At 63.9% G+C, this 11,829-nt stretch carries 12 protein-coding genes; 1 reads left to right on the plus strand and 11 read right to left on the minus strand.

Annotation, left to right across the window (positions count from 1 at the left end; translation table 11 throughout):
* Positions 1–91 precede the first annotated feature (91 nt).
* The 10 genes from BWR02_RS04175 to BWR02_RS04220 all read right to left on the minus strand — a co-directional run bounded on the left by BWR02_RS04175 (position 92) and on the right by BWR02_RS04220 (position 8,741).
* Positions 92–439: a hypothetical protein gene (locus BWR02_RS04175; RefSeq protein ID WP_139556507.1), complete on the minus strand. Its 348-nt coding sequence runs from the start codon at positions 437–439 to the stop codon at positions 92–94.
* Positions 436–1,404, minus strand: a complete 969-nt coding sequence (gene corA, locus BWR02_RS04180) for a magnesium/cobalt transporter CorA (RefSeq protein WP_139556508.1) — start codon at positions 1,402–1,404, stop codon at positions 436–438. Before corA ends, BWR02_RS04175 begins: the two co-directional genes overlap by 4 nt.
* 28 nt (positions 1,405–1,432) lie before the next feature.
* Positions 1,433–2,260 (minus strand): cyclic nucleotide-binding domain-containing protein, encoded by an 828-nt coding sequence (locus BWR02_RS04185; protein ID WP_236101916.1) that lies wholly within the window; start codon positions 2,258–2,260, stop codon positions 1,433–1,435.
* Positions 2,227–3,270: a cyclic nucleotide-binding domain-containing protein gene (locus tag BWR02_RS04190; RefSeq protein WP_139556510.1), complete on the minus strand. Its 1,044-nt coding sequence runs from the start codon at positions 3,268–3,270 to the stop codon at positions 2,227–2,229. Before BWR02_RS04190 ends, BWR02_RS04185 begins: the two co-directional genes overlap by 34 nt.
* 152 nt (positions 3,271–3,422) lie before the next feature.
* Complete coding sequence (pstS, locus tag BWR02_RS04195; RefSeq protein ID WP_139556511.1) at positions 3,423–4,490, minus strand: phosphate ABC transporter substrate-binding protein PstS; 1,068 nt, start codon at positions 4,488–4,490, stop codon at positions 3,423–3,425.
* Between the two features lie 11 nt (positions 4,491–4,501).
* Complete coding sequence (gene pstB, locus BWR02_RS04200; RefSeq protein ID WP_139556512.1) at positions 4,502–5,323, minus strand: phosphate ABC transporter ATP-binding protein PstB; 822 nt, start codon at positions 5,321–5,323, stop codon at positions 4,502–4,504.
* Positions 5,324–5,340: 17 nt separating this feature from the next.
* A complete protein-coding gene (gene pstA / locus BWR02_RS04205; protein ID WP_139556513.1) occupies positions 5,341–6,252 on the minus strand; it encodes a phosphate ABC transporter permease PstA in 912 nt (303 codons plus the stop codon).
* Positions 6,249–7,220 carry a phosphate ABC transporter permease subunit PstC gene (pstC, locus tag BWR02_RS04210; RefSeq protein WP_139556514.1) on the minus strand — a complete coding sequence of 324 codons (972 nt, stop codon included), beginning with the start codon at positions 7,218–7,220 and terminating at the stop codon, positions 6,249–6,251. The genes pstA and pstC overlap by 4 nt, the downstream gene beginning before the upstream one ends.
* 87 nt (positions 7,221–7,307) lie before the next feature.
* Complete coding sequence (pstS, locus tag BWR02_RS04215) at positions 7,308–8,336, minus strand: phosphate ABC transporter substrate-binding protein PstS (RefSeq protein WP_201276145.1); 1,029 nt, start codon at positions 8,334–8,336, stop codon at positions 7,308–7,310.
* 183 nt (positions 8,337–8,519) lie between these two features.
* Positions 8,520–8,741: a DUF2934 domain-containing protein gene (locus BWR02_RS04220; RefSeq protein WP_139556515.1), complete on the minus strand. Its 222-nt coding sequence runs from the start codon at positions 8,739–8,741 to the stop codon at positions 8,520–8,522.
* Between the two features lie 1,177 nt (positions 8,742–9,918).
* Between BWR02_RS04220 and pssA the strand changes: the two genes are divergently transcribed.
* Positions 9,919–10,434, plus strand: a complete 516-nt coding sequence (gene pssA / locus BWR02_RS04230) for a CDP-diacylglycerol--serine O-phosphatidyltransferase (RefSeq protein WP_236101918.1) — start codon at positions 9,919–9,921, stop codon at positions 10,432–10,434.
* 182 nt (positions 10,435–10,616) lie between these two features.
* On the opposite strand, the gene BWR02_RS04235 is transcribed toward pssA, so the two are convergent.
* Positions 10,617–11,792 (minus strand): hypothetical protein, encoded by a 1,176-nt coding sequence (locus BWR02_RS04235; RefSeq protein ID WP_139556517.1) that lies wholly within the window; start codon positions 11,790–11,792, stop codon positions 10,617–10,619.
* Between the last annotated feature and the right edge of the window lie 37 nt (positions 11,793–11,829).

An 11,829-nucleotide genomic window follows, 5' to 3' on the forward strand; every position in this document is an offset into this window, starting at 1 on the left:
GATAGGGAAGCGCCTGCGCTTTGCGGCGTACCGCTGCGTGGCTCGGCACAGATTAAACACAGGCCAGTTGTCAGGCGCATGACACCGGTGTTCAGTCGGGCTCGATCGAGATCAGGTAGGCCACAAGGGCCGTGAAGCCCAGGGCGATCGTCACCACGACCATGAGCACGGGATTCATCCAGGTTTCCCGGCGACCGCCCTCTACGTGCATGATTTGGCTGGGAAGATCCATATGCTCGCCGTCGAGGATCACCGATCCGTCGACATATTCCTCGTCCGCCGCGTCCAGGTCGAAATCTTGTTCGAGCGTTGCGGTGTCCGCCAGGAGCGGTGGTGCGGACAACTCTTCCTGCGGCGCGAGGGCGGACGCGAGCCGCTCCCTTTTCTGCTTCTTGCGCAAGCTCTCTTCGAGCTTGGTGTTCCGCTGCGTCTTCTTCACAGCCACTTGATCCTACGCAGGTAGCCATAGATGGCCAGGCCGACTCCGATCATGGACAGCAGGGCGTAGACGTAACCATAGCGCCAGTTCAACTCCGGCATGTGCTCGAAATTCATGCCGTAGATGCCGGCAATCAACGTCGTCGACATCAGGATCGTCGAGATCGAAGTCAGTCGTTTCATGACGGTATTCATGCGGCTGCCCGATACCGACAGGTACGCGTCCATGGCCGATGCGAGAAGGTCGCGCAAGTTGTCGGCCATATCCGCAACGCGCAGGATGTTGTGGAAGACATCCTGAAAATAGACGTGAGTTTCCCGCGCAAACAGCGGCTGCTCGCGGCGGAGCAAAAGGTTGAATACGTCGCGCAGCGGCAGCACGCCCCGACGCAGGTACAGAAGTTTCCGCTTGATCAGAAATATCTCGCGCATGACCTCGGGCTGGAGGTCGACGAAGATGGCATCGACCAGTTCATCGGTCCGCTCGGTCAGGAGATCGAGCAGCGGCATGTAATCGTCGACGATGGCGTCGAACAGCAGATAGGCCGGCAGGCCGGCACCGTGCTCGGCGCGATCGATCCAGGTCGTCCATTGCCGCCGCACGTTGGCGACAGCCCGAATGGGGCGGCTGTGTACCGTCACCAGGTAGTTCGCGCCGAGGAACAGGCTCAGTTCGCGGAGTTCGAGCCGATCGTCGGGACCCGCCAGCTCCGCTTCATACACGACGATCAGGTAATAACCGGGATACTCTTCGATCTTGGGCCGCTGGTGCCCGCTGCGGCAGTCCTGCAGCGAGAGTGGATGAAAGGAAAATTCCTCGGCCAGGTCGAGGAAGTCGCGACCGGTGGGATCTTCGACATCGACCCAGACGACCTGTCCGGGGTCCTCGCGCAACTCGCTGATGTCGCGGATGGATACTTCATCCAGGGTTTTGTCGACGGTGTTGAGACAAAGTGCCGTGATCATCGGCGGCAAGCTTCGACGGGCAGATCCTTCATTCCACCGACACCGCACCCAGCAGGGTGGCGACGAGAAATCCCATCAGCGTGGAAATTCCGACGATGCCACCGCCCTTGTGAAATGCCTCCGGCAGCAAGGTTTCGGCCACCACGGTCAACATCGCCCCGGCAGCGATGCCCTCGATGAACGAAAACGAGCCCGGGCTGGCCTCGCCCAGCGCCACGGCGCCCAGGAACGCCGATGTGGCGGCGATCAGCACCATGCCGCCCCACATGCCGATGACCTTGGCGGTGGCCATGCCCTGCTCGCGCATGCCCACCGCGCTGGACAGGGCCTCGGGAAAGTTGGACACGAAGACTCCGCCGATCAGCGAAAAGCCGATCGTCGACTCGTGCAGAATGCTGGCACCGATCACCAGCGACTCGGGGATGCCATCCAACAGCAGGCCGAGGAAGATCGCCATCGCCACATTCTGATGGCTGGCCGCGTCGCGCTTCAGCTCGGTCAGGGACGTATAAAGGGCTTCCTTTTCCACGCCCTTGACGGCGCGTTCCATCCAGCGCACCGCGCGATCGCTTTCCAGTCGCTGGCGTGTCGTCAGATAGGTCCGCGTCCGTTCGTCGCCCAACACGCGGGCCAGCGCCAGCCGGAGGTCGGCATCGCGCTCCAGCAACACCTCGAAATCCTTCCGCCGCAACGCATAGAACTCGGATTCCTCCAGCGCCATCGCGGTCATGGTATGCGTGCCATTGGTGACGAAGGCATCGGCCCCGAAGGCCTCGCCCCCGACGACGCGCATCGAGTGTCCGGACGCATCGTGCGGGTCGATCAGCGCGACCGACCCGCGGCTGAGGATGTACATCCGGTCCGCGGGCTGTCCGGCACGAAAGAAGGTAAACCCGGCCGCCGCCTCGCGTGGCACCAGCAGTCGGGCAATTGCGGCCACCGAAGCGTCGGGCAGACCGTCAAAGACCCGGACCCGGCGGACGCCGCGCAGCGTGGCCTCGGCATCGGCGATCCGGCGCGGGGGCGATACCGGCGGGTCATAGCGGCCAAACCGCTCCAGATGCTCAGCAGCGTCTGCCAGCCAGGCCGCGATCTGGTCTTCCGACAAGTCATAGCGCTCGGCCAGGTAACGCCGCGTCTCCGCGCTACCAACCGCTCACGCAGGTTCCGCCGCATTTGTGGCGAGGATTCGATGAGTTCCAGGTAGCCTTCGCGCGGCAGGACCAGAAGCCGAACCTCGGTCACCGCGATGGCCTCGGTGGCTCGCGGCATTCCGGTCAGAAAGCTCATCCGGCCGAAGACGTCATGCACGCCGAGGCGCTCGAACGGTCGATAGCCTTGGGTGGGATCGAGTAGCTCGATTTCGCCCCGCTCGATCAGGTACAGATTGCCGGCCGGATCGCTGGCGCGATAGATGTGCATGCCCGCGGGGTAGTCACGCACGACCATGATGTCCAGCAATTGATCGAGACTCTCGTCGGGAAGGTCGGCGGCGATCTCCAGCCGCCTGAGGTTCGTCAGGGTCGCGCGCAAGCGCTCCTCGCCCCGACTTTTCCAGTAGCGGGCCGCGGTGGCCGGTTTGCGCAGGTAACCGCCGCGTCGATTGAGCAGATGATCCAGTCCCTTGAACAGGCAACCGCCGGCCAGGGCGCCGGCGCTGAAGATTCCGACGTGACCTTCGGACAACGCCGGCGCGAGCAATTCGATCGCGAGGGCGGCGAACAGCGCTCCACCGCCGAATGCCATGAAAAAGGCGAGGGTGCGCGGGTCCGGTCGCCAGACCTGCGCGACCATCGCGCCCAAGGGGAGCGAGGCGGCCGCCAGGGCGCCAAACAGCGGGGCGGAAACCAGTGGGTTATCGAACATCACACGACCGAGTGTGCGGCGCGGGGGATTCGGGCGACGACGCTCACGCACCCGGCGCGAGGCCCGGTGCGCCAGGCGGCGCGAGCGGAGCCCCGACGCTGCACCGGTCAGTCGGACCCTGGCTGGCGCGACCGACGAGGCGGCCCGGCGAGCTAATGAATCGATGCGACTGCGGAGCGGGAAAGACGCAGGAGTTCGTCCGGCAGCGGCAGAAAGCCGAGTTCGCGGCTATGGGTCTGGCCCTCGGTGAGGCCCCAGGTCACGAAGTCCTTCACCGCGTCGGCACGACCGGCGCCGTCGTAGCGCGGATACAACAACAACCAGCTCAGCGTGACGATCGGGTAAGCCTCCTCGCCCTTGGGATCGGGCAGGAACAGCCGCAGGTTGGCCGGCATCGCGCTCAGATTGTTCTTCAGCGCGGCCTGTCCGCTGGTTTCGGCCGGCGCCACGAACTGTCCGGCAGCATTCTCGAGCAGCGCCATGGCGAGGCCCAGTCGGCGGGCCTGGCCATATTCGACATAGCCGATCGCGCCGACGCTGAGCCTGATGCGGGCCGAGACGCCTTCATTGCCCGGCGCCGCCATCGCATTGCCGGGCCAGTCGACGATCTTGCCGACGCCAGGTCCCCGGTCACGCCAGTCGTTGCTGATCGCGCTCAGGTGGTTGGTGAACGCGTAAGTCGTGCCGCTGCTGTCCCGGCGCACGACCCGCACGATATCGCGTTTCGGCAAGGTCAGTCCCGGGTTGCTGGCCGCGATGCGAGGGTCGTCCCAGCGCTTTATCCTGCCGAGCAGCATGTCGACGTAGACATCGCGCTTCAACTTCAGCGGTTCGGTGATGCCGGGGAGATTGTAGGCCAGCGCAATCAAGCCTGCCGTCGCGGGAATCATCTTGACACCCTCGCCCGCCGCCGCCAGTTGCTCGTCGTTGAGGGCCGCGTCGCTGGCGCCAAAATCCACCGCGTGCGCCAGGAACCGCTGGATGCCCTCGCCGCTCCCGATCGCATCGTACTTGATCTGGACCTGCGGGCGCTCGTCGGAATAGACCTTGATCCAGCGTTTGTACAACGGGGCGGGGAAGGTGGCCCCGGCGCCCTGCAACAGCAGCATTTGGCCACTGCTACCGATGTCCGCGGAGACCGCGGCCGTCCAGAACAGCAGCGCGCTGACGCAACATGCGGCGGAAACCCGCAGGCTGGCTGCGGAGACGAGGAGTTTCATGACGGCGCTCCCTAGCTGAATTCGCCGCTGATGTATTGCTTGGTCAGCTCTTCCCGGGGGTCCTCGAAGATCTGCCGGGTGTCGCCGAGTTCAACGAGATAGCCGGTGCGCCCGCCTTTCGAGATGTCCACGGAGAAGAAGGCCGTCTTGTCGGCCACACGCGTCGCCTGCTGCATGTTGTGCGTGACCAGGGCGATCGTGTACTTCGTCTTCAGTTCGAGCATCAATTCCTCGATCTTGCGCGTGGCGATCGGGTCCAGTGCCGAGCAGGGCTCGTCCATCAGGACTACCGACGGCTCGGTGGCGATCGCGCGGGCGATGCACAGCCGCTGTTGCTGGCCGCCGGACAGCGACAGGCCACTGTTCTTGAGCTTGTCCTTGACTTCGTCCCAGATGGCGGCCTTGCGCAGCGCCTTTTCGACGCGTTCGTCCATGTCGCCTTTGAAGCGGTTGAGCTTCAGGCCGAACGCGACATTGTCGTAGATGCTCATCGCGAATGGGTTCGGCTGCTGGAATACCATGCCGATGTAGCGCCGAACGACGACCGGGTCGACATTGGCGCCGTAGACGTCCTGGCCGTGAAAGTGCACGTGCCCGTCGAAGCGAAAGCCGCGAACCAGGTCGTTCATCCGGTTCAGGCTGCGCAGCACGGTGCTCTTGCCGCAGCCGGAGGGCCCGATGAAGCCGGTGATCTGGCCCTTCTGGATCGGTACGTGGCTGTCCCGAACGGCGAGGAAATCCCCGTAGAAAATCTTGTCCAGCCGGCAATCGATGACGACTCCGGCAGCGGGCGAACCCATGGGGTTCAGGGCGTTAGCCAATACGGCGCTCATATGGAAACCTCTTTTGCCTAAGCTTTGCTCTGGCCGAACACGCGGCTCACGATATTGAAGATCAGGACGAACATCACCAGGACCAGCGAGGCCGCCCAGGCCAGTTCGATCTGGTTGTCGAAGGGCATGCCGGAAAAGTTGTAGATCAGCACCGACAGCGACGCGATCGGCGCCATCAGGTGCATCTCACCCTCTTCCAGGAGCCAGAAATTGCTGAACAGGGCCGTGAACAGCAGCGGGGCCGTTTCGCCGGCGGCGCGCGCAATCGCCAGCATCACGCCGGTCAGGATCCCGGGCAGCGCGGTCGGCAGAACGACTTTCATGATCACCTGAGTCCGCGTGCAACCCATTCCGTAGGCGGCATCCTTCATCTTCTGCGTGACCATCTTCATGGCTTCCTCGGCGGTCAGCACGACCGTCGGCAGCATTAGCAGTGCCAGTGCGACACCGCCGGCCGGCGCGGAGTAGGTGCCGGTGGTCAGCACGACCAGCGCGTAGGCGAACACACCCGCCAGAATCGACGGCAAACCGGTCAGGGTCTTCGCGCAGAAGCGCGCCCAGGAGGCGAGCTTGCTGTCCGGGCCCAGTTCAGCGAGGAACACCGCTGCCAGAATCCCGAATGGAATGCTGATCAACGCACCGATGCCGACGGTCACGAAAGTGCCGACGATGGCGTTGCCGAAGCCGCCACCTTCCTCGAAGCCGGCCGGAGGCAGTTCAGTGAACAGCTCCAGGCTCAGGCGGCTGCCGCCGCGCACGATCAGCATGTACAAGACCGAGAGCAGCGGCACGCTGGCGAGCAGGGCGCAGGCCCAGGCCAGACCGCTGAGCAGCGTGCTGCGCAGCGCGCGCCCTTCGGTCAGGGAACGACCCAGATCAGGTGGCTGCCAGTCGCCGGCGCCGGAATCGAACGGATTGTTCGTACTCATCGGCCGCCTCCCGCCTGCTTGTTGGTCATCGTCATGATGGCGGTGCCGGCCACGTTGACCGCCAGGGTGATCAGCATCAGCACCAGGGCCGCGTACATCAGTACCTTGACCTCGGTCTCACCCGCTTCCGGGAAGTTCAGCGCGAGCAGCGCGGCCAGGGTATTGGCCGGCGAAAACAGCGACAGGCTGATCTGGTTCGAATTGCCGACCAGCATCGCCAGTGCCATGGTTTCGCCCAGCGCTCGTCCGAAGCCCAGCACCAGGGCGCCGAAAATGCCGGTAGACGCGGTGGGCAGCATGACCCTCAGGATTGCTTCCCAGCGCGTCGCACCGAGACCATAAGCGGCCTCCTTGATCCGGTAAGGAACCAGGCGCAGCGCATCCTGCGACACTGCCGCAATCGTCGGCAGCACCATGATCGCCAGCACCAGCGCCGCCGGCAGCATGCCGGGTCCACTGAGGCTGGTACTGAAAAAGGGGATCATGCCGAAGGTTTCGTTGAGCCAGTTGGCCAGCGGGCGGATCGCCGGGATAACGACGAAAATGCCCCAAAGGCCGTACACGACGCTCGGGATCGCGGCAAGCAACTCGACGATGATCCGGAAGATTGCCGCGAGCCGCGGCGGCAGGAAATCCTGGGTCAGGAAGATCGCCATCATCACGCCGAAGAAGCCGGCGATGATCAGCGCGAGAAACGAGCTGTACAGCGTGCCCCAGATCTCGGGCAGGATGCCGAACTGATCCTTGTTGGCGTCCCAGGTCGTCGAGGTCAGGAAGCCGATGTGATAGTCCTTGATTGCCGGGATGGCTTTGCTGCCGACTTCGAGCAGCAGCGCGGCGACGACGGCCAGTATGGCCCAGGCAAAGGCCTTGGCGAGCCACTGAAAGGCCCGATCGAAGAAGTAGTCGCCTTTGGAGGGTGGCCCGGAAACCGAGTCGGCGGAGCGCGCCTGTTCGAACATGTTCATGAGCGTTCTGTCGAGGAGAATGAACAAGTGGGAACGACGGGTGCCTTCCTGGCCGCGGCGCCGCCCCCAAAACCCATCCGGAGGGAACTACTGGATATTCTTGGCGGCAGCGCGGACCAACTGCACGACGTTTTCCGGCAGCGGGATGTAACCCATCTTGCCGCTGACCTTCTGTCCCTCGGCCAAGGAGTATTCGACCATCTCGCGCAGCACTTCGGCCTTCTTGGGATTGCCGTTGTCCTTGTAAAAGATCATCCAGGTGAACGTGGCGATCGGATAGGCCGCCGCGGCTTCGGGGTCGAGCACCCAGGCAATCAGATTGTCCGGGAACGTGGCACTGGCCAGCGTCGCTTCGCCGCCGGAAGTACCCGGCTTCACGAAGGTACCGGACTTGTTCTGCAAGCTGGCCATGGGCACCTTGGCGCCCATCGCGAAGCCGTATTCGATATAGCCGATCGCCCCCGGGGTCTGCTTGATGGTTGCGGTCACGCCGTCGTTCTTCGGTGCTGCGACGATCTTGTCGCTACCAGGCCAGTTGACCGTATTACCGGCTCCCGGGCCGGCCTTCCACTCGGCGCTTACAGCGCTCAGATGACTCGTGAACACATAGGTCGTGCCGCTGCTGTCGGCACGGCGGACCACGGTGATCGGCAGGTCGGGCAGCTTGACGCCGGGATTGGCTGCCGCCAGCTTGGGATCGTTCCAGTTCGTGATCTTGCCGAGGAAGATCGCCGGGTACACGTCACGCGGCAGTTTCAATTCCTTCGGGTTGCCGGGCAGGTTGTACGCGAGCACGATTTCACCGGCGGTCATCGGCAACAACTGCACTCCGCCCGGTACCTTGGCCATGTCCTCCGGCTTCATCGCCGAGTCACTGGCCGCAAAGTCGACCGTCTTGTTCAGGAAATCCTGCACGCCGGCGCCGCTACCTTTGGCCTGATAGTCGATGTTGACGTGCTTGTGGGCCTTGCTGAAGCTCTTGAACCAGGCGGAGTAGAGCGGGAACGGGAAACTCGCGCCGGACCCGGTCAGGCGGAATTTCTCCTCCGCCGAGGCGGTATTGGCCGAAGCCATCGTTATCGCAAGGGCGCAAGCCAGAAACGGACGGATGCTCACGTCAAACCACTCCTCTTCGATTGGTAAAGCCAACACATCGTCTTCACGGTAAGTCTCAAAGATGACGCTTTCGTGACCGTCAAGAAAAAACAGGGAGCGCGCATCGGCAGCCAGGCCGTGCAGGGGCTCTCCTCTCCCGGCGGGATCCGCGATCCTGACGGCCCAGGGTGTGTCCGCAGCCGGTCATGAGTCGAAGAAGGACGGCGTCGATTCTCCGATCAGCCAGCCGCCGAGCGAGGCGTCGATCTGCCGCTCGGCGGTCAGCCAGTCGTCCAACGGATCGTGCCGGTCCCCGGACGCGCGGCGTTGTTCGGACAGGTAGTAGGCCGCGACTGCAATCATCCGCTGGCGCTCTTCCACGGAAATGGGTCTTGCCTTCCGTGCCAGGGTATGTAACGTCGACATGGTTGCGACCCTCGCGGATCAGGAAAATCGAAACCGCCGGGAGCCACATGGACCCGCTTTTGCGCATTGCGATTGCGGGGTGGCGCTTTGCGGATAGTATTTCGTGCCATTGAGTCATGCGTGTGACGGTGCGGAACCGGGCTACGTCGTGCCCGTCGGAGGGAGTGTTCCGAACCCTCGCACCACGGTAGAAGGTGTGGGTTCAGATCCTGGACTTCGGGCATTGCCTGTGGTGCGCGCGCCGCCGCCCGCGCGACAGCAGTTGGCGAGAGCTTGCGTCCGAGCTGTCCTCAGGGGCAGCTGCTTCGGGTCTGGCTGCCAGGACACGCACTCACCGGCTTATGGCGGTCCCCTGTTTCGAAGCGGCAGATACTGTAATAGTGGCGTGCTAGCATCGCGGGATGATGCCAGGTGGCCGCCGTTACAACATGCGCGATCTCGACAAGCGTCCTGCAGCGCAACGGCGTGACGGATCGGCGAAACCTTCATCAAGCGAAGGTGATAGGCCGACGGATGGGCAAGAGGTCGCCGATGCGACTTTCGAGACCATGGCGGCTTTGCCCCGAGATGTCGGCTGGTTCCTCCTGGTTGCGGGGCTTGTCAGCGAGTTGGGTGTGCCCGGCGTTCCCCCGTTCTGGATCTTCGGGATACTCATACTGTGGCCGCGCGCGGGCGCACCCTTGGCAGCTCGCCTGGAGCGCCACGCGCCGCGGCTGTTTGCGGGATCTCTTCGGACGATTGACCGCTATGCGCGTGACCTTGAACGACGTTATCCCTCCGGGTGAGGTTGGTTTCCGCAGGTTTCGGTCCACCCAGTTGGTGGACTCACCCGGGCATGGCTCCCATGCCCGGGCCGATCGCCTGTGGTTCCCCTTTGCAGGGAGCCCGGAACCGCCGTCGGACTCGTTCGCGCTGAAACACTTGCTGGACCGAGCCTTCCCCAAGTGTTCGCGAGGGACGGCTTCAGACAAGGCCTTCTCCGCGGACAAGTGATTCACAAGCGTGTCACAAGCAGTGAGTACCGTGCCGATGCGTACTCGCCACGTGCTGAGTGCGAAGGATGGGTTTCCCAGCGTTGTCATGCGTCTGGATGTGGCGCGTGCGCGGCTGCGCCAGTCGAGGCGAGGCCTGTCCGTCACCCTTTTTTCGCACTCCGACGATAGGAAAAACGAACCGCATGGCTAGCATGGCGCACCTTGTCAAGGTTGCGGACTTGTTCACGATCGGGAACTTGACGTGCGGAATGCTGGCGATCTTCGTCAGCGCGGACGGGAATCCGCTGTGGGCCGCGGGCCTGGTGTTCGTCGCCCTCATTCTGGATACCTTTGACGGCAAGGTCGCCGAATGGATGAAGCAGAAGTCCGAGTTCGGCAAGCAACTCGACTCACTCGCGGATCTCGTGTCCTTTGGCGTCGCCCCGGCCTGCATGTACTTTGCCCGGACAGGCTGGCACTGGGCTGAAACGAGCATCCTCGTCGCCTTCGTTACCTGCGGCATGCTCCGGCTTGCGCGCTACAACATTTCCGACAGCAGCGGATTCGAAGGCGTGCCCATCACAGTCAATGGCTTCGTCTTTCCTGCGCTGACAGTCATCGCCACGGCCGTGCCCGAAACCCTCGAGATCTGGCCCGCGGTATTTGTCGTACAAGGACTGCTGATGGTATCGAGCCTGGACGTCAAGCGCCTGTTCTGAGTGGCTTGCGGGGGATCGCCTGGACGCTCCCGGGCGAACGTGGCGCGGTGTTCTCGAGGGATGTCGCCCGAAGTCGATCATGCCGAGCTCGCCCGGCCGACGCCCCGACTTGCCTGCCCATCGAGAGCTTGGCCAGAACACTAAGGGAGCCCGTGCGCCCCGCTGTACGAAACCCTTGCGGATCAAGCTCCGGGTGTCGCGCCGGCCGGGGCCCGGCAGTCGCCGTGTATGCCGTCCGAGCGTGGAGCGGAGCACCCGGCTTCCAGGACGTCCCATAGCTGCAGTCCCACGCCCGGAAGATCGCTCTTGGTGGGTAGGCCCGACAGCAGCCGGGCATGGCACAAACCGGCCGGTCGAGGGTTGGCTTCGACAAAGACCGCGAGGGCTCGGCCCGAGGGACTTACATCCAGGATTACATCCAGGCCAACCAATAGAAGAGTCTCGAACAGGCCGGCGGCTCGCTCGGCCTGATCGGTGATTTCGGCCCACAGCGATTCATCCAGGCCGGCCACTGCGCAAGGCGGCGCATGCCGGGGGATCAGATTGGCGAGGGCCTCTGCCAGTGTCACGATGCGACCGCCCCGTCCGCAGGAAGCCGGCTGCGCAGCATCTGCGCCGACCTGCGCGAAACCCGAGGTCACGCGATGTCGTCGTCCATCGAATGCCACATTCAGACGCAACGCCAAGCTATGCACCCTGCCGGTATCGGGAGCGCGGTACAGCAACCCGTCGCGGCGCTGCTGTATGAGCGCGGTAACTCCGAAGCGCCAGGCGCAGTCCAACGCCCGTGACAGCGTGCTGACATGGGTCGAGGCGGCCGAGAGGAGGGTCACTCCGAGACCCTCGGTGGCATCGTTCGGCTTCACCACGCTGTCGCCAAAGGCCGCCATGAAGTTCCACGCGGTTGCGGCATGACCGGGGTCGATGCGGCGCGTGCTCGGGACCCTGAGTCCCAGCTTGGCCCAGCCGGCCAGCGTCGCGGCTTTGTCGTCCGCCAGTGCGGCAGCAGCGCCGGGGTTTACCTGCGGACAACGGAAGCAGCTCGAGAGGGCGCGGTGCAGCTCCTGTTCCCGGCGGCCGAGCGGAAGGAACTGAACGCTATGCGGCTGCACCGGCGGATCCAGGGCACGCTCGACGAGCCGATCGCGCTCCGGGTCGAGGGTCACGGCCCGGTTAATGGACCCGTTGCGTTCCACCCAGTCGACATGCGCACCGAGGACCTGGAAGCGCTGCGCGCCGTGGCGGTCGATGTCCCTTACATAGGCGTCCACCGCCAGTGGATAAAACTCTTGGACCAGCCCGCACGCGGCCGAGTGGATGACCGCGTGCCGGATTAGCGCGGCCGGGGACGGAGTCATCGGCTTGGTAAACGGGTACCTTGTCGCGACCACCGGT

It is taken from the genome of Methylotetracoccus oryzae (genome assembly GCF_006175985.1).
GTDB lineage: Bacteria > Pseudomonadota > Gammaproteobacteria > Methylococcales > Methylococcaceae > Methylotetracoccus > Methylotetracoccus oryzae.